Annotated in this window: 25 protein-coding genes; 22 read left to right on the forward strand and 3 right to left on the reverse strand. The window is 37.4% G+C overall.

Translation table 11 applies throughout. From position 1 onward, the window contains the following. Positions 1 to 184 precede the first annotated feature (184 nt). The gene (locus QA584_RS06340) at positions 185 to 787 is read left to right on the forward strand and encodes a GNAT family N-acetyltransferase (RefSeq protein ID WP_278273669.1); all 603 of its coding nucleotides are present in this window, start codon (positions 185 to 187) and stop codon (positions 785 to 787) included. Between the two features lie 17 nt (positions 788 to 804). Next, on the forward strand, positions 805 to 1,239 hold the full coding sequence (locus tag QA584_RS06345) for a GNAT family N-acetyltransferase (protein ID WP_278273670.1): 435 nt from the start codon (positions 805 to 807) through the stop codon (positions 1,237 to 1,239). Between the two features lie 120 nt (positions 1,240 to 1,359). Here QA584_RS06345 and QA584_RS06350 read toward each other — a convergent pair whose 3' ends face one another. Next, on the reverse strand, positions 1,360 to 2,169 hold the full coding sequence (locus QA584_RS06350; RefSeq protein ID WP_278273671.1) for a TRADD-N-associated membrane domain-containing protein: 810 nt from the start codon (positions 2,167 to 2,169) through the stop codon (positions 1,360 to 1,362). Positions 2,170 to 2,587: 418 nt separating this feature from the next. Between QA584_RS06350 and QA584_RS06355 the strand changes: the two genes are divergently transcribed. The 11 genes from QA584_RS06355 (at position 2,588) to QA584_RS06405 (ending at position 16,305) form a co-directional block, all read left to right on the forward strand. Further along, positions 2,588 to 3,526: an ABC transporter ATP-binding protein gene (locus QA584_RS06355; RefSeq protein ID WP_278273672.1), complete on the forward strand. Its 939-nt coding sequence runs from the start codon at positions 2,588 to 2,590 to the stop codon at positions 3,524 to 3,526. 99 nt (positions 3,527 to 3,625) lie between these two features. After that, entirely contained in the window at positions 3,626 to 4,366 is a 741-nt protein-coding gene (locus QA584_RS06360) for an ABC transporter permease (RefSeq protein WP_278273673.1), read from the forward strand. Beyond that, positions 4,360 to 5,346, forward strand: a complete 987-nt coding sequence (locus QA584_RS06365; RefSeq protein ID WP_278273674.1) for an ABC transporter permease — start codon at positions 4,360 to 4,362, stop codon at positions 5,344 to 5,346. Before QA584_RS06360 ends, QA584_RS06365 begins: the two co-directional genes overlap by 7 nt. Positions 5,347 to 5,599: 253 nt before the next feature. Beyond that, positions 5,600 to 8,185 carry a helix-turn-helix transcriptional regulator gene (locus QA584_RS06370; RefSeq protein ID WP_278273675.1) on the forward strand — a complete coding sequence of 862 codons (2,586 nt, stop codon included), beginning with the start codon at positions 5,600 to 5,602 and terminating at the stop codon, positions 8,183 to 8,185. Positions 8,186 to 8,386: 201 nt separating this feature from the next. Continuing rightward, positions 8,387 to 10,078 carry a S8 family peptidase gene (locus QA584_RS06375; RefSeq protein WP_278273676.1) on the forward strand — a complete coding sequence of 564 codons (1,692 nt, stop codon included), beginning with the start codon at positions 8,387 to 8,389 and terminating at the stop codon, positions 10,076 to 10,078. 72 nt (positions 10,079 to 10,150) lie between these two features. Continuing rightward, positions 10,151 to 10,297: a hypothetical protein gene (locus QA584_RS06380; protein ID WP_278273677.1), complete on the forward strand. Its 147-nt coding sequence runs from the start codon at positions 10,151 to 10,153 to the stop codon at positions 10,295 to 10,297. Positions 10,298 to 10,524: 227 nt separating this feature from the next. After that, the gene (locus QA584_RS06385) at positions 10,525 to 11,100 is read left to right on the forward strand and encodes a GNAT family N-acetyltransferase (protein ID WP_331487851.1); all 576 of its coding nucleotides are present in this window, start codon (positions 10,525 to 10,527) and stop codon (positions 11,098 to 11,100) included. 109 nt (positions 11,101 to 11,209) lie between these two features. Further along, positions 11,210 to 11,887 (forward strand): response regulator transcription factor, encoded by a 678-nt coding sequence (locus tag QA584_RS06390; protein ID WP_278273678.1) that lies wholly within the window; start codon positions 11,210 to 11,212, stop codon positions 11,885 to 11,887. A 1-nt stretch (position 11,888) separates the two neighbouring features. Beyond that, the gene (locus QA584_RS06395) at positions 11,889 to 12,824 is read left to right on the forward strand and encodes a sensor histidine kinase (protein ID WP_278273679.1); all 936 of its coding nucleotides are present in this window, start codon (positions 11,889 to 11,891) and stop codon (positions 12,822 to 12,824) included. Between the two features lie 209 nt (positions 12,825 to 13,033). Then, positions 13,034 to 13,714 carry an ABC transporter ATP-binding protein gene (locus tag QA584_RS06400; RefSeq protein WP_278273680.1) on the forward strand — a complete coding sequence of 227 codons (681 nt, stop codon included), beginning with the start codon at positions 13,034 to 13,036 and terminating at the stop codon, positions 13,712 to 13,714. After that, positions 13,711 to 16,305, forward strand: coding sequence for an ABC transporter permease (locus QA584_RS06405; RefSeq protein WP_278273681.1), 2,595 nt, complete (start codon positions 13,711 to 13,713; stop codon positions 16,303 to 16,305). The genes QA584_RS06400 and QA584_RS06405 overlap by 4 nt, the downstream gene beginning before the upstream one ends. 80 nt (positions 16,306 to 16,385) lie before the next feature. On the opposite strand, the gene QA584_RS06410 is transcribed toward QA584_RS06405, so the two are convergent. Then, on the reverse strand, positions 16,386 to 16,973 hold the full coding sequence (locus QA584_RS06410; RefSeq protein ID WP_278273682.1) for a TetR/AcrR family transcriptional regulator: 588 nt from the start codon (positions 16,971 to 16,973) through the stop codon (positions 16,386 to 16,388). Between the two features lie 347 nt (positions 16,974 to 17,320). Here QA584_RS06410 and QA584_RS06415 point away from each other — a divergent pair, with 347 nt between their 5' ends. Then, entirely contained in the window at positions 17,321 to 18,049 is a 729-nt protein-coding gene (locus tag QA584_RS06415; protein ID WP_278273683.1) for an ABC transporter ATP-binding protein, read from the forward strand. Positions 18,050 to 18,115: 66 nt separating this feature from the next. Further along, positions 18,116 to 19,126 carry an ABC transporter permease gene (locus QA584_RS06420; protein WP_278273684.1) on the forward strand — a complete coding sequence of 337 codons (1,011 nt, stop codon included), beginning with the start codon at positions 18,116 to 18,118 and terminating at the stop codon, positions 19,124 to 19,126. A 98-nt stretch (positions 19,127 to 19,224) separates the two neighbouring features. On the opposite strand, the gene QA584_RS06425 is transcribed toward QA584_RS06420, so the two are convergent. Continuing rightward, complete coding sequence (locus tag QA584_RS06425; protein ID WP_278273685.1) at positions 19,225 to 19,392, reverse strand: hypothetical protein; 168 nt, start codon at positions 19,390 to 19,392, stop codon at positions 19,225 to 19,227. 266 nt (positions 19,393 to 19,658) lie between these two features. On the opposite strand from QA584_RS06425, the gene QA584_RS06430 reads away from it, so the two are divergent. The 7 genes from QA584_RS06430 (at position 19,659) to QA584_RS06460 (ending at position 24,884) form a co-directional block, all read left to right on the forward strand. Next, positions 19,659 to 20,096, forward strand: a complete 438-nt coding sequence (locus tag QA584_RS06430) for a helix-turn-helix transcriptional regulator (protein ID WP_278273686.1) — start codon at positions 19,659 to 19,661, stop codon at positions 20,094 to 20,096. Next, the gene (clpP, locus tag QA584_RS06435; RefSeq protein ID WP_278273687.1) at positions 20,093 to 20,680 is read left to right on the forward strand and encodes an ATP-dependent Clp endopeptidase proteolytic subunit ClpP; all 588 of its coding nucleotides are present in this window, start codon (positions 20,093 to 20,095) and stop codon (positions 20,678 to 20,680) included. Before QA584_RS06430 ends, clpP begins: the two co-directional genes overlap by 4 nt. A 615-nt stretch (positions 20,681 to 21,295) precedes the next feature. After that, entirely contained in the window at positions 21,296 to 21,970 is a 675-nt protein-coding gene (locus QA584_RS06440; protein ID WP_278273688.1) for a hypothetical protein, read from the forward strand. 59 nt (positions 21,971 to 22,029) lie between these two features. Then, positions 22,030 to 22,410: a DUF3783 domain-containing protein gene (locus QA584_RS06445; protein ID WP_278273689.1), complete on the forward strand. Its 381-nt coding sequence runs from the start codon at positions 22,030 to 22,032 to the stop codon at positions 22,408 to 22,410. Positions 22,411 to 22,429: 19 nt separating this feature from the next. Next, complete coding sequence (locus QA584_RS06450; RefSeq protein ID WP_278273690.1) at positions 22,430 to 22,984, forward strand: NUDIX domain-containing protein; 555 nt, start codon at positions 22,430 to 22,432, stop codon at positions 22,982 to 22,984. Between the two features lie 182 nt (positions 22,985 to 23,166). Continuing rightward, positions 23,167 to 23,838, forward strand: coding sequence for a response regulator transcription factor (locus QA584_RS06455; RefSeq protein WP_278273691.1), 672 nt, complete (start codon positions 23,167 to 23,169; stop codon positions 23,836 to 23,838). Between the two features lie 44 nt (positions 23,839 to 23,882). Further along, positions 23,883 to 24,884: a sensor histidine kinase gene (locus QA584_RS06460; RefSeq protein WP_278273692.1), complete on the forward strand. Its 1,002-nt coding sequence runs from the start codon at positions 23,883 to 23,885 to the stop codon at positions 24,882 to 24,884. Positions 24,885 to 24,927: the final 43 nt, after the last annotated feature.

Here is a 24,927-nt window from a genome sequence, read left to right on the forward strand (position 1 = left end):
CACGAATGAAATAATTTCAATCTTAAATGAATAAGGTATTAAAGAATGCATTGGGGTTACAGAAAAAAAGACCTCATCCCGTAATTGGATTAATGGCGGAAGGGTGCTGTCTTTATCAGAACTTGGAATAGAACTTCTAAGTCATATTTCGTTGTTATGGAAGGCAGTTTATTTAGGTGAATTTATGAAAAGTAATTATAACGACATAATACGTAAGAATATGAACATTCATACCGACCGGTTACTGCTTAGAAAGTTTAACATGAAAGATAAGGAGTCTGTACTTGCCTATGGGAGTGATGAACAGACACTAAAGTACCTGATATGGCCGGGAATTCGTGATCTGGAGGAAGCAGAAAGAGTTATTTTTGCCTATTATTCCAAGCCTGGAGTCTATGCTTTGGAATTAAAGGAAAGCAGACAATGTATCGGCTGCATTGATATCCGAATTGAACCACGACATGAAAAAGCCAGCTTTGGTTATGTACTTAACCGTAACTACTGGAATCATGGATATATGACAGAAGCCTTAGCCGTTATACTGGAATTGTGTTTTATGAAACTGGAGCTTAACCGTATCGAAGCGACTCATTATGCCGGTAATGAAGGTTCCGGCAAGGTGATGGAGAAAAGCGGGATGAATTATGAAGGCATTGCACTTCAGGAAGTGAAGATAAAGGGAGTTTTTCAGGATGTTGTCCATTATGGAATTACCAGAACCCAATGGCTTAATAAAATGGGACTGGATTTCGATCAAAAGACAGAAACGACTTACGAAATGCTATAAGACGAGGAGCAAACAGCATGATAAGAGAAATAAAATACGATGATTTAAAAGGATTACTCCAATTATACAGGCAACTCCATGATAATCCCCTGCCGGAAGAGGATGATAAATTACTGTCCTTGTGGGATAGAATCCTGGCTGATAAGGAGCAGCATATTATAGTTGCGGAGGAAGATGGTAAGATAGTATCCTCCCTTGTAGTGGTAATTATACCCAATCTTACCCATAATCAGCAGCCCTATGCTCTGATTGAAAATGTGGTTACAGACAGTGATTACAGAAAACGGGGGCTGGCTACGTCCTGCTTAAATTATGCTAAGGACCTGGCTCTAAGAGAAAACTGCTATAAACTTATGCTTTTAACCGGTTCTAAAAGTGAGAGTACCTTGAAGTTTTATGAACAGGCAGGGTATAACCGTAAGGATAAAACCGCTTTTATACAGTGGATTTAGTTAATTATTCAAACTTCCTAGTTGTTTTTGTCTTGGTATACTTGATAAAATCAGCAATTAAGGTGATTAAGAAAGCATTGATTATGCTATTAATTTAGCTTTAGGGCCGATTTTATCAAGTTATTGTGAGATAAAATTATCTTTTTGGTTTAACTGGCTTCGTATAATTTCCAGGTATACATCATCTTTTTTATCGGGAGAAACTTTATCAGTTATATTAACGACAGACAGAAAACGTTCATTATCATGTAAAGCTTCGTAGTATTTATTTAATTGGTCAAGGGACTGCTTATAAACAATCAAAGTAGTACCGGCAATTACTTCAACAATGGCACCGCCTACTGCAGGAACCACGGCAGAACCTAGATTAATATCTAAAATATAGATCGAAATAATAGAGGATGCTATTAATGTAAAACCAAGCAGACACATGGATACGGAGAGCCGGAAGGAACTTTTAGCCATATTTTTGCTTAACACATAATATTCCTTGATTTCTTTCATATTAATGGACATTAATTCTAAAATATCCGTGGTTTCCGTAGTATCGGAATTTTGAGAAACCGGATTTATTAAATTCGAATCAATTGAACCCGAATTATTTGGTACATTAGGATTTAAGTTCGTGTTTTTAGAATTCGGATCAGAAGGATCTAGAGCTATATTCCCTGATTCCTGTGCTGTGTATTTTGTTGGTATAAGGGAGCGGTGCAGCAGATTATAAAACTCATTAACCTCATTATAGGAATTTACGGAATTATTATCAATAAATATAAAGGCCGTAATTAGAAGAATAACATAAATAAATACTCCGGCCAGGATGATGATGGGAGCCGAAGAGAATTTTCCCCTTCCTGCAAGTAATAGAATAAAACAAACCATTAAAAAAAGTGCTCCTAGGAATATAATCACCAGTTTATATTTTCTCATAATTTACCCCCATTGCATATCGCAGGCCGGCCTGCGATACTGCCTCAAATAATAAAAGGGTGAAAGAATCCACAAATGGCAACCTTTCTTACTTAAATCTTCTTTCACGCTTTACCCCCATTGCATATCGCAGGCCGGCCTGCGATACTGCCTCAAATAAGGATGTGTGAAGATACTTTTTTCTTACCACTTCCTGTCATAATGCAATCTTTGCGACATCCTATTACCTTTTACCTTTTTTGTTTAATATATAACTGTTAACAGTAAAATATAATCAAAATATTAGGAATCTTAAGATAATAAAAGCAGGAATCCTATGACCAATCTCAACCTCTAAAATCAACCGAACGGTTGATTTTTTCTTTTGCCATATTTTATATACTGTGGTTACAAAAAGAAAAGAAAGGAAGAAAAGAGTATGGAGGCTATCATTAAAGTCGATGGACTGGAAAAAAGCTATGGAGAAAAGAAAGTAGTGCAAAAAATATCCTTTGGAGTTAATAAAGGGGAGATATTGTGTTTCCTGGGACCAAATGGTGCTGGAAAAAGTACCACCATTAATATTCTCTGCGGATTATTAGGATATGAGGGAGGGGTTATAAAATATAAGGACAAGGATGTGAAAAAGCATTTAAAAGAGTTTAAACGGCATATGGGAGTTGTTCCCCAGGAACTGGCGATCTATGAAGATCTAAGTGCAGAACAGAATGTACGGTTTTTTGCTTCCCTTTATGGTTTAAGAGGAAGAGAATTGGAAGAGAAGACCGATAAGGCTTTGGAATTCGTAGGGTTGTATGAGAAAAAGAATGAGAAAGCCAAAACCTTTTCCGGTGGTATGAAGAGAAGACTTAATATTGCCTGTGCCATTGCCCATGAACCGGAACTGGTTATCATGGATGAACCTACCGTAGGAATCGATCCCCAGTCCAGAAATCATATCTTAAGCTCAATAAAGAAGCTAAGTAAAAGTGGTATGACTATATTATATACCACTCATTACATGGAAGAAGTAGAGGAAATATCCAGCCGGATTTTGATTATGGACAGCGGCACCATTATTGCCGAGGGCACCAAGGAAAGCCTGAAGGAAGAAATCTTTGAAGAAAGGCAGTTTATTCTGGAAGTAGAAGAAGACGAAGACTTAAATACCGATGAGTTTTATAAAGTAGAAGGCGTTAAAAAAGTGGAAAAGAAAGCAGAAGAACTTATTATAACGACCCTTAAGAATGTGGAAAACCTGGATAAAATCATTGCCATTGTAATAGACAGCAAAACCAAAATCGTGAACTTGTATTGCCGGACAGCCAGTCTTGAAAATGTATTTTTACGCCTGACCGGAAAAAGTTTAAGGGACTAGGAGGATTAGGTTGAAAAATAAATTTTTCAACCGCAAGTTTGTGCTTGCGCACCACAAACTTGGTATGCGCAAAGAGCGTGCGCAAGAATAGAGGTTAATATGCAAAATTTATGGATTATAACCAAAGAAGATTTAAAGAATTTGTTTAAAAATCCTATGTGGATGTTTTACAGTACGGTATTTCCCATCCTGCTTATTATCATCCTTGGATTTTTGAACAAAGACAGTTATGGAAGTGAGATTACTTCCTATGATTATTATGGCATCAGCTTAATGATTTATGCTGTTACCTCAAGCGGTATGACCTCTGCCAATGCATTTATGGAGGAACGTATCCGTAAGGCAAATATGCGTATTATTTATGCCCCGGGAAGTGAATCTGTTATTTATTTATCCAAGATAATCTCCTCTTTTTTATTTGCCTTAATCTGTCATACCTTTGATATGATACTATTATTTAATCTGTTCCATATTCATGTTGAGGCTGTACCGGAGCTGATTCTTATGCTTATACTGGGAGAATTTTTCTTTAACGCTTTGGGGGTAATGTTCTGCTGTATCTTTAAAACAGAAGCAATGGCCAATCAGATATTAAGTATCTTTATCAATCTCTTTGCCATCCTTGGAGGATTAATATTTCCGGTAGACGGTTACGGGAAGGCAGTACGGGCAATCAGTTATATCTCACCGTCAAAATGGCTTGCAAAAGCCGCATTTGGAATGATTTATGACCGTAATTACACTTGGTTTATCCCCGTCATGGCAGGTTTGGGAATATGTATCCTGACAGTACTGATTATATGCAGTAAAACATTCAGAAAAGAGGATTGTATATGTTAACTATAATGAAAAATAACTGGGCAAGGCTTATGGTAGAAAAAAGTTATTTAATTGCCTCAACCCTCCTTACCATCTGCTCCGTTGTGGCAGCCATCGCCCTGATGAATCATGTTCAGATAAAAGGGAATATCGCCCTGATTACCAATTCTGCCGAGGGCAAAGAAGAAGTATCCCGGTTCACCGAAAATAAATACTTTAATGTAACCCCACTGAAAGAAGCGCCGCCTAAATCAGACCTTTTGTTTCACCGTTATGATGTCGTAGTCAGTTATAAAAACGGAGCATACTCAATAGATACCATAAAAGGTGATGACTACAAAACACTATTATTAAGTGCATTAAAGAACCCGGAATCGTTTGTGCCAGACTTGTCAAAGGAGAGAAAGATAGGGACCAATATCATAGGATACATGATGATGTTTTTATTGATGCAGGGAGTTTTATACGCAAGATTATTCGGGGAGGATAAAGAAAAACACAGAATCGAGAGAATAGTCATGTCTCCCATCGCTTTTTTGGAATATCTCATAGGGCACGGACTATTTATTATATTGCTTATCATAATCCCCTCCTTTGCAGTTATAGCAGCAGCTAAACTAGCAGGAGTATCCATAGGATTTACACTGTTACAATATGTACTTTTAATTGTTCTGCTTGCATTCTTATCAACCACATTTGCCCTATTCCTAAACTCCCTGTTCTGTGAAACAGATACCCCTAATATGATTGGCTCCTCAGTAATCGTACTGACTTCCATATTAGCAGGCAGCTTCTATTCCTTTGCCAAATCAAGCAGCCTGTTTAATAAAATCCTGTATATACTTCCACAGAAAGATTTTATCCTATTTGCCGATGCCTTGGAAAAAAAGAAATTAACCGGTAATACAGGGCTTGAACTCATTTATATACTCGCTCTATCCATAGTATTTCTCATGGCAGCTTGTATAAAGACACATCGGGATTATGTGTATCATAAATAAACGAAAGGAAAGATTGGTTTATAATAAAATGTAAGAATATATGAGTTCCTTGATTTCCTGGTTGTACGTCATTTTAGTTATTATGAGCCATCTATAAGTACAATAATTTAAAAGTAAATTTTTATTAGAAAGGAGAATTAGTTACTTAAATAAATTACAAAATCTTGACCACATAAAAAATAAAACGTAAAATAAGAACTAAGAATAAATGACCTGTACCCAAAACAGGCAAAAGCCAGGCGGTGAAACTCATATGGAACTCAAGGATCCGATTATATCTGTTAAACTAAGGATGCCACAACCTAGAAAAAATTATATCAGCAGACATGCCTTATTTGAACAATTAACAAAGATGACAGAGTATAAAGTTACTCTGGTAAAAGCAGGAGCAGGCAGCGGAAAAACTACCCTTCTTTCCAGTTTTATTAAGGAAAAGGCACCAAATAATGCCAGGTGGATAACCTTAGAAGATAATGCAAACCAGGTATTCATATTCTGGAGATATGTGCTGGAAGCGCTGAAAGATTTTATTCAGGATGTAAAAAACGATCTTTTTGAATATTTTGACGGCAATATCCAGACAGAGTATTTATGGCATTTTCTGCCCTTGTTTATTAATAAAATAAATCATGATACCAATATCATACTGGTACTGGATGATTTTCATATGATTACCGAACCTTTTCTGATTTCCACTCTTGATTATTTTATTGAAAATCTACCGGAGAATCTTCACCTGGTGTTACTTACCCGTAATCTCCCTGCTATTTATCTTGGGAGCATGGCTGCAGAGGGCAGTATTTTGGTATTAGAGGAAGAAGCGATCCGGTTTAAAAGAGAAGAAAGTATGGACTTTCTGATAAATACCATGGACCTTAAGGAAGATAACGGGCACTTTAATGAGATGATAGAGGCCTCCGGAGGATGGATCGTAGGACTTCAGCTCCTTGCCGTTTCGTTAAAAGACCGGGACAGCAATGCCCCTTGGCTAAGCATTTCAGACCGAATGATAGATGATTATCTTACCCATGAAATATTTGTCTACTTATCGGTGGAAGAACAGGATTTCCTGGTAAAGACTGGAATCCTTCGGTATTTTAATGAAGATTTCTGCCGTAGATATCTTCCGGAGGTCTCTTTTCTATCCATGATGGAATCCATCTTAAAGAAAAATCTGTTTGTTATCCATATGGATGAGTCAGCTAGAGTTTACCGTTACCATTCTATCTTGTCAGAATACCTGGGTAAAATGGCAGACCGTCTAAAGGATAAGGAAGCCCTGCAAAGGCTGGCTGCAAAAATTTATTATGATGCGGGGGATTACGAAGAGAGTCTGTATCATCTATTTGCTGTAAAAGACTATGGCAAAATTATGGAACAGTTATTGTCAATGCCTCAGACAGCCTTAACCTATGCTTATATGATGAAGGTTCCCATGGAGGAAATTGCCGGTAATGTGGACTTTGCATTCCAGTACTTTTTTTGCTATTATGCTGGTACGGATGCCGAGGTCTGTGAAAAAATCTACTGGTTTGTCTTAAATAATATTAAGGAAAATAAAATTTTTGAAGCTTTTAAGCATACGGATATGTTTTTTTCAGATTTTTCTAATTTCCGGCTGGTCAAGGTACTGTCTTTAGACCAGATTAAAGAACTGCATCTGAATCCGGTAACAACCTCCTTCCTATTAATAAAAGAGGCTTATTTTCTATATGCTACCTCACATTATAACGAGGCGCTGGAATACCTTACCATGGCACAGGAAACGTATCATAAGACAGGAAATATCTACATCGGAATTTATGTAATGGCAGTAATGACCCAGATATATGAAGATATAGGGGAGTTGAATATATGCTTAAAACGGTATCAGGAAATGGAGTCAATGCTCTTAGAGATACCCTCACTTACCAGTTCTTATTATATCGGCATCAGCGGAGTTTATATCAGGCAGCTAAAGCTGCATAAAGCCTATGAAACCCTGGAAGCGGCCAGAAAATCATTACCGGCAGATTCTGATAATATCGAAAAGGCTTACCTGTATACCCTGGCTGAATATTATTACCTTGCCGGGGAGAATGACAAAACTGAGCAAATACTTATGGAGGTCATTGGCGGGGAGTTGTCCAAAAATATCTATTACTGCGCTAAAATAATTAGATATCCCATTTGCCGGGGGAGTCATATGGAACTGTCCAAACAGTTTGCAGACAGTTATGAAAACTCTGAAATTGATGTAAAACAGATGGATTGTGAATTATTATTTGCCACTATTTTACTGGAGAATAATAAGGAAGATAAGGCTTTGGAGGTTATCAATTCACTGATTATAACGGCAAGAAAATCCCAGAACAAAATGAAGATAATTGAGGGTGATTTGCTGAAAGCCAGGATTCTTAACAGAAAAGGCGGGAATAAGAGAGAAATTCTGAATCTGTTTTTAGAAAGCATTTCCTATGCTGTCGAGAATGAAATTGCACATCCCTTCTGGTTTGAAAAAGACATAACCGAGAAACTAAAAAAAGAATTTGAACTTGATTTAAAAAAGAAACTTACAGAAGAAGAATGGGATTTTATAATGAATATGGGAAAACCAGAGATGAACCAGGAGAGTTTAAGAAACTGCAGGGATCTTTGTGACTTGACGGAAAGGGAAATCGAAGTATTAAAGGAATTGGCTCAGGGCAGCAGCAATAAGCAGATTGCAGCGAAACTATATATTTCCCTGGCAACGGTTAAATCCCATATTATTAATTTATATGGAAAACTTGGAGTCAATAACCGGGTGGCGGCAGTGAATAAAGGACTGGAATATATAAGGGATAAAAGAAGTAATTGATAGAAAAAAGCTATAATGGAACGGAATTGACCTCCTAGATGAGGCTCGCCCAGAGGGCAACTAAAGCTATGAAATTCGTATTCATTGTAGGGTATATTCAGAAAACTAAATAGTTTCGCAATTACCAAATTGGCATTATTGGCATTATAGTATTCTAGGGTTCATAGAATGAATAAACGAAGTATTGCGGGATGATACAATATGACTGCAGAAGAGAGTTATAAAATAACCAGTAATGAATTTGCAGACTTAATCTTTGACTATAATTATAATCAGGAGGCACTGAGTGATTATCCCAATGCCTCCTACAATATCATAAATCAGAGGTATGCTGTATTAAATATACCTGTAAACGAAATGACCTACAATGCAGTCTATAAATTCGGTTATGCCTCAATCCCCAAATTATATGGGGTAATGAATACATCTACTACAGAACCGGGAAATAACTATTATGTGCATAATATTACATCCTATGATTATACGGGAGTAGGAGTTCTATTAGGATTTGTTGACAGTGGGATTGACTACCAGAACCTGGTTTTCCGTTATGAAGATAAAACTACCCGGATTATATCCATATGGGATCAATCCATTGAGACTCCGGACCGATATCCGGCGGATTTATATTACGGAACAGAATTTACCAGGGAACAGATTAATGAGGCCTTAAAATCAGATAATCCTCTGGCAATTGTACCAAGTACAGAATCAAATGGGCAGGGCACTGCTATGGCTGGTATAGCTGCGGGATTTTATAATGGTCAGTACAATTTTTCCGGTACCGCACCCCATTCGGAACTTGTCGTAGTGAAGTTAAAATCAGCAAAACCGTATTTAAAGGACTTCTTCGGTATTACCGAGGATACCTTGTGTTATGAAGAATGTGATATTATGATGGGAATCCGGTATTTACTAGAGGTAGCTTATAGTCTGCAGCGACCCATTGTAATCTGTCTTGGGCTTGCCTCCAGTCAGGGTTCACATATGGGACAGGATTTTATCAGCAGATATATATCGGATGTCGGAGAATTAGCGGGAGTTGCTGTTATAATCGGAGCAGGTGAGGAAGGAAACCGGAAAGGTCATTATTATGGGGAAATTAGTTCACCCAATTATTTTAATACTGCAGAATTACAGGTAGGAAACGATAATGAGGATTTTAGCATGGAGTTATGGGGATATCCTCCCAACTTACTGGCAGTTGATGTCATAGCTCCTAACGGTGATCTGGTATATCATCTGTCAAGATCCTTCAAACAGCTGGATACAATTTCTGTATACTACAATAATACGATTATTTATATCGATAACCGGGTCCAGGAACCATTTGCCGGCTCTCAGCTGATTTTATTCCGGTTTCGGAATACCCAGGCAGGACTTTGGAGTTTTCGGGTCTCGGGTTCTTATGATTTGTTAAATAAATTTCATATCTGGCTTCCTATACATCAGTTTATCACCGAGGACATATATTTTATGAATCCCAATAACGATACGACCATATCGGTTCCTGGCAATACAGTTAACTTAATTACCGTTACCGCATATGATCCTGTTAATATGGAATTGTATTATTATGCCAGCAAGGGGTTTACAAAAACCAATGAACCCAAACCGGATATTGCCGCTCCGGGTGTTAATATCGCCGCGCCGACCTCTTTAGATACGTTTGAATTCTATACAGGAACCAGCATGGCAGCGGCTTATGCTGCGGGTATAGCTGCCAGATTAATGGAATGGGGAGTTATAAACGGCAGATTACCAAATATGGATTGTACTTTTATACGTTATATTTTTACCAGCAGTGCCCAGAGAGACGAGGCTATGAATTATCCAAATCAGAACTGGGGCTTTGGAATACTGGAGGAAAATATTTTTGGAGAAATTATATAAAATAGATTGGCAAAGAAACAGGTGGTAATGATATAATAGTACCATATACCAGTCTTGCAGGAGTGAACAAATATGGAACAGGAAATTGATGAAATGAATAAGGTCATTCATATAAAGTGTACAGAGGAAGAAAAAAGAAAGATACTTTTAGAAACCGCCCCGTATTTATATGATTATGAATTCAATTTTATGATAATGGAAGCAGCCACAGACGAGTAACAGTTTGTGGCTGTAGTTTTGTCCTGGCTGTTGCCTGATACGATAGATAGTGATAAAATGATTGGTAAAAAGAAGAGTGCAAAAAAGGTTGATTGTAAAAGATGAAAAAAGAGATTAATCGATATTGATGAAAAAAGAGGTTAATAGATATTGTTGAAAGAAGAGATTAATAGATATTGAAGAAAGAAGAGACTAAAAGATATTGTTGAAAGAAGAGATTATAAGAAATGATTGAAAAACGAGACATAGAAGAGAATGAAAGAAGAGGTTTAATAATGGATATTAAAATAGATTACGGTATAGAAGAAGACATTGATGAATTAGCACAGCTTTATGATGATTTAAATGATTATCTGGCATCACATACCAATTATCCAGGATGGTTAAAAGGTATTTATCCGGTCAGAGAGAATGCAGTAAGAGGCATAGAAGCCAGGCATTTATATACTGCTAAATATAATGGCAAAATAGTAGGTTCCATAATACTAAGCCATGAACCGGAGACAGCATATCAGGAAGCTAAGTGGCAGATGGAGAATGATTATTCCAAAATCTATGTAATCCACACCCTGGTTGTACATCCGGAATACATAAACAGCGGAATCGGTAAGAAGTTAATGGCGTTTGCACAGGAAGAAGGGCTTAAGCAGGGGATGAGGGCAGTCCGTCTGGATGTATATGAAAAGAATGAACCAGCCATACATTTATATGAAAAATCAGGCTATCAATATATAAGCACCGTTGATTTAGGGTTGGAGGAATATGGACTAAAATGGTTCAAGCTATATGAAAAGTTAATTTGATAGAATCGGTAAAAGTACGAAAAATGTGGTTCAGAGTTTTATCACAAAATTCACCTTTTGACACTCGATCAAGAATTATTTAAGAAAATAACCATATGGGAGGGTTACAATGCCGCATATTTTAATAATAGAAGATGATGTCTCTTTAAGTAATGGGATTAAACTGGCTTTAAGGCAGGATGACTTTGTATTCTCCCAGGCTTTTAAACTTTCTGAGGCAAAAAAGCTGATGGAAGTGAATCACTTTAGTTTACTGATACTAGACGTAAATCTGCCGGATGGTAATGGGTTTGACTTCTTAAAAACATTCAGGGAATCTTCCGACATACCAGTGATTATGTTAACCATCAATGATATGGAAACCGATATTGTAACAGGTCTTGAACTCGGTGCTAATGATTATGTGACCAAACCCTTTAGCCTTATGGTATTAAGGGCAAGGGTGAATAATCAGTTAAAGCAGGATTACAGAATTTCTGGTAAACACATTATCGTAGATGAGATGGATTTTGATTTTGAAAATATGGAATTTCGGAAAGACGGAACCTTGATCGAACTTAGTAAAACAGAGCAAAGACTTCTCAAGATTCTTTGTGCGAATAAAGGAAGAACACTGCCCAGAGAGCTTCTGCTTAATAAGATATGGTCAGACGAGGGGGCTTTTGTTGATGAGAATGCCTTATCCGTTACGATAAAGCGGTTAAGGGATAAGCTTGAGGATATACCCTCTAAACCAAAGTATATTAAAACTGTGTATGGAATCGGTTATGTATGGGCGGTAAGTTAGTATGGGGCTGAATTCGGGTAATATTATGATAGGAGTTATCGTTATATGCATAATTGTGACTCTTTTTATTATCATTCTCTATCGGACCAGAGTGAACAGGACCATGGACAAACTGAATGAAATGTTAGACCGTGCCATAAGCGGCAGCTTTACAGAACACCTCTATGATGAATCAAAACTATCAGCAATAGAAACTAAATTAAACCGGTACTTAAGCATTAGTACGGTTTCTTCAAAGAACTTATCGGAGGAAAAAGATAAAATCAAAGCCCTGATTTCAGATATTTCTCACCAGACGAAAACACCCTTGGCAAACATCCTGTTATATTCACAGCTTTTGTTAGAAAATGAATTCCTGGATACCGAGCCTTTAGCGGAATATAGTGACTGCATCCAACAGATTTATACCCAGTCGGGAAAACTGAATTTCTTAATCAGCGCCTTGGTTAAAATCTCTCGTTTGGAAACCGGAATTATATCTGTAGTACCAAAACCAAATCCGGTCAGTCAGTTAATCCGGGATTCCCTGGAAGGAATACTACTAAAAGCTGCCGCAAAGGACATCACCATAGAAAATAAGGAAGGTGAGGGTACTGCCTTTTTTGACAGCAAGTGGACAACGGAAGCTCTTTATAATATTTTGGATAATGCGGTAAAATATACACCGAAAGGCGGAAGCATTACCATATCCGCAATGCCTTATGAGTTGTTTTACCGTATCGATATTATAGATAACGGGATAGGTATACCAGAAGAAGAACATAGTAAAATCTTCGGTCGGTTTTACCGCTCAGTGGGGGTGAATCAGGAGGAAGGGGTGGGAATCGGCTTATATATAACCAGGGAGATAATTCTGGCCCAGAGCGGGTATATTAAAGTAAGCTCAAAACCAGAAAAAGGTGCCTGTTTTTCTGTATTCCTTCCAAAGTTAGTTTAAATCTTACACAACTGTTAGATTTCAGAAAGAAGTAAGAAAGATTATTATGTTAGAGTCTATCTATGGACAAAACCATAGATAGACTATTTTTTGAGGTTAGGTTGAAAGAAAATATTATGAAGAGAGGATGCACTTATGAATTCTTTCAACCTTTTTATATGTGGCAGTAACACATCTGCTTACAGATGTGTTATGCATTGGGTGTAAATATGACAATTCTGGAAACAAATAATCTTATGAAACATTATGGTAACAACGAAGCAGTTCTGGTAAAAGCCCTGGACGGAGTAAATCTACAAATTGAAAATGGGGAATTTGTTGCCATTGTCGGCACCTCCGGCAGTGGAAAATCCACCTTATTACATATGCTTGGGGGACTTGACAGACCCACAAATGGCACGGTTACGGTAGACGGGAAAGAGCTATTTTCCTTAAAAGAAGAAGCACTTACGATTTTTCGGAGAAGAAAAATCGGTTTTGTTTTTCAAAATTATAACCTTGTCCCGGTTTTAAATGTGTATGAAAATATCGTCCTTCCCATTGAACTGGATGGAAATACAGTGGATAAGGCTTATGTGGAGCAAATTATAAAAACCCTGGGGCTTGAGAGTAAACTGAACAATCTGCCCAATAATTTATCCGGAGGTCAGCAGCAAAGAGTGGCTATTGCCAGAGCCCTGGCCACAAAACCGGCAATCTTGTTAGCCGATGAACCTACCGGCAATCTTGACAGTAAAACCAGCCTGGACGTCATGGGTTTACTAAAAGTAACCGGGCAGCAGTTTAAGCAGACCATTGTAATGATTACCCATAATGAAGAAATCGCCCAGATGGCGGACCGGATTATCCGCATTGAAGACGGCAGGATAACAGGCGGTGGCAGACAATGATTAAAGTGGCAAACCGAAAAGTTATTAATAAACTGTCCTTTCGAAGCTTTCAGGCAAATAAGATACGAAATATCATTGCAGTAATAGCAATCATATTAACCTCTATCCTGTTTACTTCTCTTTTTACTGTTGCAGTTTCATTTAATTATTCCATGGAACAGCAATATATGCGTATGGTAGGAGGTTATTCCCATGGAGGCTTTAAGTATGTCTCTAAGGCTCAGGTCAATCAGTTAAAAGTCCATCCCCTTATTAAAGAATATGGAACAACCCTGACCCTGGCATTTCCTGACAAAGCACCTTTTAACAAGCATCATACGGAAATCCGGTACGGTGATACCAAGGGAGCAAAGATGTTTTACAGCAATCCTACCACAGGGAGAATGCCGGAGAGTGAAATGGAACTGGCAACCGACACGGCTGTGCTGGATTTATTAGGGATACCCCATAAAATTGGAGAGAAAGTTACCCTAAGTTACCCTCTTGGTAAAGAAACAATAACTGACACCTTTACCCTATGCGGGTTTTGGCAGACAGATGAAGCTATGTTAGCGAGCCAGATTTGGCTGTCAGAAGCCTATGTTACAAAACAGCTTATGGCTGCAGGGATTAAAGATTCAACCGGTGATTATGTAGGTACCTGGAGCTTGGATGTTATGTTTTCAAACAGCAGGCACATAGAACAGGACTTAAGAAAAGTTACAGAAGACAATGGATATAACTTTGATGATAAAAGTGCGTCAAATTATCTTCCTACCGGAGTGAACTGGTCTTATACTTCGACTCACTTAAATAAGGAGGATAGTTTAGCACTGGTACTGACGGTTCTTGTAATAGGTCTTTTGATTCTATTTGCAGGCTATTTAATTATATATAATATTTTTCAGATTTCCGTATCCGGGGATATACGGTTTTACGGACTTCTAAAAACCATTGGTACTACGAAAAGACAAATCAGACGGTTGGTACGGAATCAGGCCTTTTTGTTGTCCGGCATTGGTATTCCTTTGGGGCTGATAGCAGGATACTTTATCGGCGGCAGGCTTACCACAGTAGTGATGAGCATAATGAGCAGTAAAAGTGCGTTTAGTGCGAATAATGCCTGGATATTTATTGGCGCAGCCCTTTTTTCCTTAATTACAGTGGGGATTAGTTGCAGAAAGCCTGGCAAGATGGCCGCAGGTGTATCACCAATCGAAGCGGTAAGATATGCAGAGGGCAGCAATCAAAAGAGAAAATATAAAAACACAAAAAAAGGTGCCAAGGTTTATCAAATGGCGAAAGCTAATTTGGGGCTTAATCTAAAAAAGACCGTTTTAGTGATTACCTCTCTTTCACTTAGTATCATATTATTAAATGCTACCTACACAATTACCAAAGGATTTGATATGGATAAGTACTTAAGTAAATTTGTTGTTACCGATTTTATTGCAGGCCACGCCGATTATTTCCAAAGCAAGTATTCTGTAGAGAATCAAACAGTCAGTGAGAGTATGATACGGGAAATAGAAGCTCAGCCAGGTATTACAGAGTCCGGCAGAGTCCATAACGGAGTATTCGTAAATACTATTTTTATGAATTTAGAGGATTATAAAAAGTGGTATAGTAACTGGATTCCCAAAGAAGATTTGGAGCAATCACTAAAAGGACAAAAAGCAGATAAGAAAATAGAAAATTCTATATATTTATACGGACTGGATGATTTCCCAATGAAACTACTGACAGTTTTGGACGGAAATTTAGATTTGGAAAAACTAAAAAGCGGGCATTATCTGGTTCAGATAACTTTTGCAGATGATTATGGAAAACCGGAATTGGATAAGTTGATTTATAAGATTGGGGATAAGATTAAAATTCACTACAGCACAGATTTTGATTACACGGATGATGGAGAATTGATTGAACATAACGGGTGGAATCAGGAGTACGAAATTATAGCTAATGTTTTAATGCCCGGGACGATGTCAAGACGATCCTATGGTAAGCCCCAGTTTGCAATGAGTGCAGACACCTTTTTAAAAGATACCGGTAATAATAATACTATGATTTATATGTTTAATGTGGACAAAGCACATGTTGATCAAATGGAACAGTTTATTAAAAATTATACGGACAAAACAGAACCGGATATGGATTATGAATCAAAGATATCCTTATCAAACGAGTTTATCAAGTTTCGAAATATGTTTTTGCTGGTAGGAAGTGTATTAAGTCTTATCATAGGAATGGTTGGCATACTGAATTTCATCAATGCTGAGATTACAAGCATTATTGCACGCCGGAGGGAATTTGCTACACTCCTTGGCATCGGAATGACCGGACGACAGCTTAAGAAAATGCTGATATACGAAGGTATCTTTTATGGGGGTATTTCGATCATTGTTTCATTCATTAGTAGTGTTGCACTTGGCTTTTTTGCTTTAAAACCGGTTGAAGGTGTAATATGGTTCTTTTCGTATCATTTAACGGTTACTCCAATGATTGTTCTGCTTCCGATATTTCTAATACTTGGAATTGTTATTCCGCTGGTATCTTATAAGGCTACGAATCGGAAAAGTATTGTAGAAAGGATCAGGGAAGCAGAGTGCTAAATAATTGATAAAATAAGCTCAAAACCGAACGGGTATAAAGAGTATTGGACTTTGGGATTATCAGTTTCTAATTACAAGTATCATTTCACATAGTTCAGTAATTCTTTTTGTATCCCGTTAGAAGTTATGGAATAGAGCAGTTCCAAAAACTGCTCCAGGGGGATGTCTTTGCCGTTTAGGTACCATTTTGCTATGGTACTTAAGGCAGCGGCACTTTGATATTCCATGATATACTTAATTCTAACCATTTCATCAGAGGTCAGGTCATGAAAAGCGGAGATCACTGTGGGCACCAGTTTTTTTAATAATTTCTGCCTGAAAAAGGGATCTCCATTTTCACTGAGTAAAATGGGAAGGTACTTTATATTCTTTTCAAACAATTGTACCACCTTTTTTAAAGTCTCTTTTTTATCAGAGTCCGTTAGAAGCTGCTCCAAAATGATAACCCGGAACTCTTCAGCGGTGATGGTCTTCTCTTCAATTTCCTCCAAGATCTCATATACATCTTTAAAATAAACGTAAAAAGTCGAACGGTTGTAACCTGCCAGTTCACAGACTTCTTTTACGGATATTTTTTCAATTTTCTTTTTACAGTATAACTGCCAGAAGGCATCAATTAGATTCTGTCTGGTTTGAGCTGTTATTGCTGATAAAGAATTAGTTATCATCTCGTTCTCCTGTTACTAGGCTTATATATTCTGAGTATAAATTCTAAGTATATATTCTAAGTTTTATATGGTTTATATTAGATTATACGATGTTTGGTATTATTTATAAGAACCGGAAGAATTCACTTTATTATAATCTGTCTTGATACCAAATGCAAGATAGTCAATAGGTTTACTGCCTCATAAAATCCAACACTTAAGGCAACACTGTTGATTGATATTGTATTGCTTTCTTTTATAATTAAGGTATAAAAATTCCTTCTCAAACAATAGGGGCAATATCTAGGTATCTTTATTCTGCAATTCTGGGGATTGTTTGGGAGCGTAAACAGATGGAGGAAAGGCGTATGAATATAGAAGTCAAACAGGTGTCTAAATCATTTCAAAAGCATCAGGTGTTAAAAGATATTACTATAACAATGGATACAGGACGGATTTTTTGTCTGCTTGGAGCCTCTGGTTCCGGTAAGACTACCCTGCTTCGGATTATAATGGGAGCAATCACCCCAGACATAGGTGAAATAAGGATTAAAGATCAGAAAGTTCCGGATAGAAAGTTGCTTGGCACAATCGGATTTATGCCTCAGAATGATGCTTTGTATGAAGAACTTTCAGCTTGGGATAATCTTAAGTTTTTTGCAGGACTTCAGAAATTGGACCGAAAGCAGTTTAACCAGAATGCAGAGGAAGTATTAAAGGTGGTAGGGCTTACAACGGATAAGAACAAGTTAGTCCGTAATTATTCAGGCGGTATGAAAAAGCGTATATCCCTGGCAGCAGCCCTGATCCATAAGCCCCAGATACTGCTCCTGGATGAACCAACCGTAGGAGTGGATCCCGTCCTTCGTAAAAATATCTGGAACTACTTAAAACATCTTAAGGAAACCGGCACTACCATATTAGTGACTACCCATGTTATGGATGAGGTGATGGAGTGTGATGACGCTGCCTTAATAAGGAATGGATCTGTAATTGCAAAAGGTACAGTTACAGACCTGGTTAATCAGACCCCAAACGGTAAAATAGAAGAATTGTTTTTTATGGATAATATAGAAGAGAAGAAGACCGTAGTTTGAATAAAGCACATAGAGTGCATTTGACTAAGTTTTGATTTATCGTTCATGCGGTAGATGGAGGTTATTATGATAAGTATAGTAAAACGTATTCTGTTACAAATAAAAAATGATAAACGCTCCCTGGGGCTTTTACTATTTGCTCCGCTATTAGTATTGACTCTGTTGTATTTTATATTAGGGGATTCCGACTACACACCACAGATTGCAATATATAATATGACTGATCATTATGCCACGGAGCTTAAAAGTAAAGCAGAGGTAACAACACTTTCTCAAAAACCGGAAGCCAAAAGTTATCTGGAGGAAAAGGGATATGACGCTCTTGTATGGAGTGACCCAAAGGGCTTACATATTACTTTGGTGGAAAAAAACCTGAAATCAGCAGCAGCCTTAAAGGCAATACAGGAAACCAGTCAGGCATTACAGCCGGTTAAGACAGAGCCGGATATTACCTATGTGTATAAAACCAATGAAGGGAATCAGTTGGATTCTTTAAGTTTTGTATTCCTGGGGGTCTTATCCTTTTTCTTTGTATTTATATTATCCGGATTATCCTTTGTAAGGGAGCGTTTTGGGCAAACCCTGGAGAGAATGCTTATGACGCCTATCAGGCGTTTTGAGGTAATCGGCGGATATACCTTAGGTTATGGACTGCTGTCTGCTATACAGAGTATTTTCATTATCCTGTTTGCAGTGTATGTCCTAAAACTACAGGTGGAAGGCTCTATCTTCTTGTGTATCCTGGTCATGATCTTAATGTCCTTTTCAGCAGTTTCCATAGGAGCCCTCGCCTCTATATTTGCCAATAATGAGCTGCAGATGGTACAGTTCATTCCGGTGGTACTCATTCCTCAGATATTCTTCTCTGGATTAATTCCCTTGGACACCATCCCCTTTGGTCTGGGCAAGTTCAGTTTTCTGACCCCTATTTATTACGGCTGTACTTCACTTGAAAAGGTTATGATACAGGGGAAAGGTTTTATGGATATCCTGCCCTGGCTCCTTGGTTCCCTGGCTTATATTTTCGTACTGTTTATCATCAATGTGTTAGCCTTGAAGAAATACAGAAAGTTGTGATATAGCAAAAATGGATACGATAAACTGCTTAAGGTTCTTTGTTTAAATTCATGAATAGTTTATGACCGGTAGAAAGTAAAAACACAAACTTCAATTTTTTAGTGTATTTTATTCTCTTTCTCTGTTACTGTTTTATTCTGATATGCTATTAGAACTATGTTCTTACTGGTTTCGCCACACATGGTCTTCTCCAGGTCTGATATCTGGTTTAAAGCTGAATCAGATAGTTCGGCTATTTCATAATCACTGAAGTTTTCATTTTTCAACGGTTTTCTTCCTTTCTTGATTTTCCTTCTTTTTGGATATAGTATGTGCAGTTTTTAGCTGCTAATTCTAAAGAATTTATGTTAACTATAAAATATACATAAAATAGCAATTTATATTAAGATGAATTTGATTTCTTCTGATATAATGATAAAAAGTCAGTTAATCAGTTGGTAGTTTAAATAGAAGAGTTTTCTATGGGATTAAGTATGGAGACTGCTTTTTATTCAGAATTTGATTGCCGTTAATGCGGCAGAGGGAGGTTTGTATGAAAGATTCGGAGAAGATAATATCCCAGACCATTCAATATATTGAACAGCATCTTGAGGAGGATTTAAATCTTAACGATATTGCAAAGTTTACCGGTTATTCTAAGTTTCATTTAAACAGGATTTTTTCAGAGTATGTTGGCTGCACGCTTTATCAGTATATTATGAAACGCCGTCTTACAAAAGCCGCTAAGCTTTTGGTGTATTCGGATATTCCTATTGCACAAATTGCATTGGAAGCCAATTATGAATCACAGCAGGCCTTTACCCTCGCCTTTCGCAGGTTATACCTTAAGACTCCCCAGTCATACCGGGATAACCGGGTTTTTGTGCCCGTACAAATGAAATACGGCATCGGTTTAAAGGAACAGAAAATCTATGCCAATACCTTATACTATATAAATCACTACAATAAGAAGGAGATGAAAGCAGCATGAGTTTAGTACCATATGTAGTAGAACAAACCAGCAGGGGTGAAAGAAGCTATGATATTTACTCCAGGCTTTTAAGTGACAGGATTATATTTTTGGGAGAAGAAGTAAATGAGAACACTGCCAGTCTGGTGGTAGCACAGTTATTATTTTTAGAGAGTCAGGATCCGGGAAAAGATATCTCCCTTTATATCAACAGCCCCGGAGGTTCTGTTCCCGCAGGACTTGCAATTTATGATACCATGAAATTTATTAAGTGTGATGTTTCTACCATCTGTATCGGAATGGCTGCAAGTATGGGGGCGTTCCTTTTAGCCGGGGGAACCAAAGGCAAACGGTTTGCCCTTCCCAATGCAGAAATCATGATACACCAGCCCTCCGGCGGAGCTAAGGGTACAGCAAGTGATATCCGAATTGCAGCGGAGTATATTTTAAAAAATAAAAAGAAGTTAAATCAAATTCTGGCTGATAATACAGGAAGAGCCCTTGAAGAATTAGAGAGAGATACGGACAGGGATAATTTCATGAGTGCCCAGGAAGCGCTGAATTACGGTTTAATTGATCAGGTTATCTCTAATAGAAGGGAATAATGAAACAATTTGAATCAATCATTTTAGTATAAAATATTCAAACTTCGCAGTTGTATTTGCCTTGGTATACCTGATAAAATCAGCAAGGAAGTTGATTAAGAAAGCACGATTATGCTATGTTTCATAAGCTTAGGATTCTGAGCCTGGAATTCATTAATGATTTTTTCATGTGGTAAAGCAAGACTCAAAAGCACAAACTCCTCGCTATACTCGTCAAACAGTGTGCATTTTGAGTCTAAACCATCCGAAAAAGTCATAAGTGAATGATCGGACTCAGAATAAAGCGCTTATGAAACATAGCATAATCGTGCTTTCAATTTAGCTTTAGGGCTGATTTTAGCAAGTGTTTTTAAGTTTATTAACTGGGAAGTTTGAGTAAAAGGTAAAAAAAATTAATAGTTTACTGCTGCAAATTCATTAACCTAATCTGGGACTATTCCAGTGTGTAGGAGAAAGTTTTTATATTGCAGCAGTATTTTTTATGTTCATGCAGGGGTATATTTAAAGGGTAAGCAGATAATGCTGGGGCTATTCGGATATTTATGGTAGTAATTGCCGTATAAATAATTTATAATAATAGATAAATACGAAAACGAGGTATAATGGAGGTAAGTAATGAGGTATAAAAAAATAAAGATAATATATTTTATAATCTTCATTATAATGATAGGTACTGGTTGTACAAAGGAAACAACAAAGGATGATAATAATATACTAATTCAACCAGATAATGGAAGTGACGAAAGGCAAATATATGAAAATGATATTTTAATAAAAGGGCATCCATTATTAGAGAATACACCATTCTATAACACAACAATGGAAGACATTAAAGAAAAAAATTCTGAAAAGCTAGCGGTTTCTTATTCGGAAGAAAAGCTTGATGGGTTCTTAACTTATTATAAGGGTGATGGAATAGTTTATATTACGACAGAAGACGGTGGCTTGTACTCTGTAATATTAACTAACGATAACTATGAATTTGCCTGTGGTCTTAAAACTGGTATGAGTGAAAGTGAGATTAACAAATTGAATTTATCATTTAATACTTATGGTAAAGATGAGATTGGAGTCGATAAGAAAGTAAGCAGTTATCTATTGAGTTATAAAAAAGGTCCTTTGTCAATGTTTGATTTTGATTCAATCTACTATTATAGTGCTATTTTAAACGCTGGGGATGATACTGACAATGAAATGGATAGTTTTGCAGGAAGTTGTATTGGTCTCATTGTCTTTATGAAGGATGGTAAATCAATTGCCGTATCTACAGATTGGCCAAATGCTAATTAAAAATTAATAATATTCTTTCGTTTACACTTTTAAAAAAATTTAATATACAAGGAGGTTTTATGGAACAGCCAAAGTTATTACTTTATAATCTGACTAATGCAAAAGGCAATAAAATCGAGAAGCTTTGCAACCGGTTAACTATTACTGTGAGACATATAAACATACCTGAATACAAGGAGTCAATTGGTTTTCTGGCAGGCCTGCCAGGGACCTGGGAGACAGGTTTAACGGAGAATGAGAATACGGATACTTTTGAGGATGAGATGTTAATTTTGGTGGATTTTACCGATGCACTGCTTAACACCTTTTTAAAGGAATTTAGAATACAGCATATAGAACCGGTGGAGTTAAAAGCAATCGTAACCGCCCAGAACAGAACCTGGAATTCGATGCAGTTACATGAGGAACTGAACCGGGAGAGGAAAGCCTTTGGCCGTTAGGCAATAGGCTGGAGATAAAATGAAGCAAAGAGACTGGGAAGAAGATTACGATTTTATAGGTGTTATTGACAAAAGGAATTATGACCGTAACTGGAAGAAGTTTACCAGAATTGCAGCCAGAGGTATCATTAAAGAGGACGGAAAATTAGCATTAATACGAAGTGGTAAATACGGGGATTATAAATTCCCGGGTGGCGGTATGGAAGAAGGGGAAAGCATGGAAGATACTTTAATTCGTGAAGTCCTTGAGGAAACCGGACTTAAGGTAATCCATAATTCCATCCATTACTTTGGTAAAATGAAAGAAATCAAACGGGACAAAGAGCAGAGCCGGATTTTTGAGCAGATCAGTTATTATTTTTATTGTGACGTATATGAGGAAATGGGAGAACCAAATCTCACGGAAGAGGAAGAAAAGTATGAATATAAACTGATCTGGGAGGTCTTAGAAGAGGCCATTGAGAATAACACAAGAATCAATCATTCTGAGCATACACCTTGGGTTTTCAGGGATACTCTGGTTATGGACAAGTTAAAAGACTTAAAGGATAAGGCTGATTATGAAGAAAATTAATTACATAAAATGAACCGAGTATAATAGGGTCAATTATGTGCATGAATGGACAACAGCGCACTAGTTCTAAATTACTGGCGGAGAGACTTATAGGACTTATTAAAAGAAAAAATTGAGAAAATAATGGACAGACCGTAAGTTTCCATGATGCAGTATATAAAAATATGATATGGGGTTTAATTATGAGGATTTTAATTGTAGAAGACGATAAAACCATTGCCGAAGGCTTAGAGTATTCCCTGATCAGCGAAGGTTTTGAAGTAACCGTATGTGCCGGTAAAAAAGCAGCAGATCAAAAAATAAATGAAAAATTTGATCTCTATCTGCTGGATTTGTCTCTTCCAGACGGAAGCGGTTATGAAATATGCAGAGCTGTAAAACAAAATACCAATGCACCGGTTATCTTTTTGACCGCCTGTGATGATGAAGTCAATGTAGTTATGGGTCTGGATATGGGGGCGGATGACTATATTACCAAGCCGTTTCGTATCAGAGAACTAATAAGCCGCATCAAGGCTGCTCTCAGGCATTATCAGAAAGACAGCCAGATCTCAGATTCAATCCGTATTGAGAATATATCTATTAATACAAAGCAGGCTAAAGTATACCGGGACGGTGCAGAAATCTTTCTGACCTCCCTTGAGTACCGGCTGCTTTTGGTTTTTGCAGGTAATATGGGACAGGTATTGTCAAGAAATCAGTTGTTAGAGGGAATTTGGGATATTGACGGTAATTTTATTAATGATAACACCTTATCGGTTTATATTAAACGTCTCAGGGAAAAACTTGAGGAAGACAGCCAGAATCCTAAGATCATTGTAACCGTGAGAGGAATGGGCTATCGGATGGGGTAAGAGAATAAGAAACCACAATGCAATTCCTGGAAATGGAGTTTTTCATGTTTCGAAATAAAGAAATAAAAATATTATATCTTGGTGCTATTCTGATTGGTATAATCAGTGTAGTATCGGTAAGCCTTCTCAATATAACTGCAGGTCTCATAACCTTCGGATCCTTTACTGCCTTTACCGTGTTATTTATCTGCCTAACCCGCAAACGTTATCAAGACATTAAACGATTGACGGAATATCTGGCAAGTATCTATTCCGGTCAGAAGCAGATGGATATCCGTGATAATAAGGAAGGTGAACTAAGCATCTTAAAAAATGATATCTATAAAGTTACCCTGACCCTATACGAGCAGTCTGAGCTGCTGAAAAAAGATAAAATCTATTTGTCTGAAACCTTATCCAATATATCTCATCAGCTAAAAACCCCTTTAACCTCAATGTTTGTCATGACTGACCTTTTAGGAAGTGCAGAATTACCACAGGATAAAAAAGAAGAATTCCTCGGTAAAATAACCAATCAGTTAAAGCGGATTGAATGGCTTGTGACTTCTCTGTTAAAACTATCAAAAATAGATGCCCAGACCGTTATGTTTAAGCGGGAACAAATACCCCTTAGGAGGTTACTTGAGAAAGCAGTGGAACCGTTACTAATCCCAGTGGAATTAAAAGAACAGGATCTGGTTATTAACGGTACGGAGGATATCACTGTCACCGTAGATGTTAACTGGACTGCAGAAGCCTTATTAAATATCGTTAAAAACTGTATGGAACATACACCGCAAGGTGGCAGTATCACGATTACCTGTCAGCAGAATCCCTTGTATACGGAAATTACTGTTGCAGATAACGGAGAGGGGATAGACAAAGAAGATATGCCTCATATTTTTGAGCGTTTTTATAAAGGTAAAAATGCCGGACCGGATAGCATTGGAATAGGTCTAGCCATGTCAAAAACTATTCTGAACAGTCAGAATGGAACTGTCAGTGCAAAAGCCGGTAAAGAAGCCGGCACAAAATTTTTTATACGGCTGTACCGGCAGGTTGTATAAAAAGTGACTAAATTGTAAGATTAGGGTCACGAAAGAGTCATGT

The sequence above is a fragment of the Anaerocolumna sp. AGMB13025 genome (genome assembly GCF_029689925.1).
GTDB lineage: Bacteria > Bacillota > Clostridia > Lachnospirales > Lachnospiraceae > Anaerocolumna.

What these genes read in the sequence shown, in the direction of transcription:
- QA584_RS06340 (WP_278273669.1), top strand. Translation starts at nt 185, where the DNA reads ATGAAAAGTAATTATAACGACATAATACGTAAGAATATGAACATTCAT.
- QA584_RS06345 (WP_278273670.1), top strand. Translation starts at nt 805, where the DNA reads ATGATAAGAGAAATAAAATACGATGATTTAAAAGGATTACTCCAATTA.
- QA584_RS06350 (WP_278273671.1), bottom strand. Translation starts at nt 2,169, where the DNA reads ATGAGAAAATATAAACTGGTGATTATATTCCTAGGAGCACTTTTTTTA.
- QA584_RS06355 (WP_278273672.1), top strand. Translation starts at nt 2,588, where the DNA reads ATGGAGGCTATCATTAAAGTCGATGGACTGGAAAAAAGCTATGGAGAA.
- QA584_RS06360 (WP_278273673.1), top strand. Translation starts at nt 3,626, where the DNA reads ATGCAAAATTTATGGATTATAACCAAAGAAGATTTAAAGAATTTGTTT.
- QA584_RS06365 (WP_278273674.1), top strand. Translation starts at nt 4,360, where the DNA reads ATGTTAACTATAATGAAAAATAACTGGGCAAGGCTTATGGTAGAAAAA.
- QA584_RS06370 (WP_278273675.1), top strand. Translation starts at nt 5,600, where the DNA reads ATGGAACTCAAGGATCCGATTATATCTGTTAAACTAAGGATGCCACAA.
- QA584_RS06375 (WP_278273676.1), top strand. Translation starts at nt 8,387, where the DNA reads ATGACTGCAGAAGAGAGTTATAAAATAACCAGTAATGAATTTGCAGAC.
- QA584_RS06380 (WP_278273677.1), top strand. Translation starts at nt 10,151, where the DNA reads ATGGAACAGGAAATTGATGAAATGAATAAGGTCATTCATATAAAGTGT.
- QA584_RS06385 (WP_331487851.1), top strand. Translation starts at nt 10,525, where the DNA reads ATGATTGAAAAACGAGACATAGAAGAGAATGAAAGAAGAGGTTTAATA.
- QA584_RS06390 (WP_278273678.1), top strand. Translation starts at nt 11,210, where the DNA reads ATGCCGCATATTTTAATAATAGAAGATGATGTCTCTTTAAGTAATGGG.
- QA584_RS06395 (WP_278273679.1), top strand. Translation starts at nt 11,889, where the DNA reads ATGGGGCTGAATTCGGGTAATATTATGATAGGAGTTATCGTTATATGC.
- QA584_RS06400 (WP_278273680.1), top strand. Translation starts at nt 13,034, where the DNA reads ATGACAATTCTGGAAACAAATAATCTTATGAAACATTATGGTAACAAC.
- QA584_RS06405 (WP_278273681.1), top strand. Translation starts at nt 13,711, where the DNA reads ATGATTAAAGTGGCAAACCGAAAAGTTATTAATAAACTGTCCTTTCGA.
- QA584_RS06410 (WP_278273682.1), bottom strand. Translation starts at nt 16,973, where the DNA reads ATGATAACTAATTCTTTATCAGCAATAACAGCTCAAACCAGACAGAAT.
- QA584_RS06415 (WP_278273683.1), top strand. Translation starts at nt 17,321, where the DNA reads ATGAATATAGAAGTCAAACAGGTGTCTAAATCATTTCAAAAGCATCAG.
- QA584_RS06420 (WP_278273684.1), top strand. Translation starts at nt 18,116, where the DNA reads ATGATAAGTATAGTAAAACGTATTCTGTTACAAATAAAAAATGATAAA.
- QA584_RS06430 (WP_278273686.1), top strand. Translation starts at nt 19,659, where the DNA reads ATGAAAGATTCGGAGAAGATAATATCCCAGACCATTCAATATATTGAA.
- clpP (WP_278273687.1), top strand. Translation starts at nt 20,093, where the DNA reads ATGAGTTTAGTACCATATGTAGTAGAACAAACCAGCAGGGGTGAAAGA.
- QA584_RS06440 (WP_278273688.1), top strand. Translation starts at nt 21,296, where the DNA reads ATGAGGTATAAAAAAATAAAGATAATATATTTTATAATCTTCATTATA.
- QA584_RS06445 (WP_278273689.1), top strand. Translation starts at nt 22,030, where the DNA reads ATGGAACAGCCAAAGTTATTACTTTATAATCTGACTAATGCAAAAGGC.
- QA584_RS06450 (WP_278273690.1), top strand. Translation starts at nt 22,430, where the DNA reads ATGAAGCAAAGAGACTGGGAAGAAGATTACGATTTTATAGGTGTTATT.
- QA584_RS06455 (WP_278273691.1), top strand. Translation starts at nt 23,167, where the DNA reads ATGAGGATTTTAATTGTAGAAGACGATAAAACCATTGCCGAAGGCTTA.
- QA584_RS06460 (WP_278273692.1), top strand. Translation starts at nt 23,883, where the DNA reads ATGTTTCGAAATAAAGAAATAAAAATATTATATCTTGGTGCTATTCTG.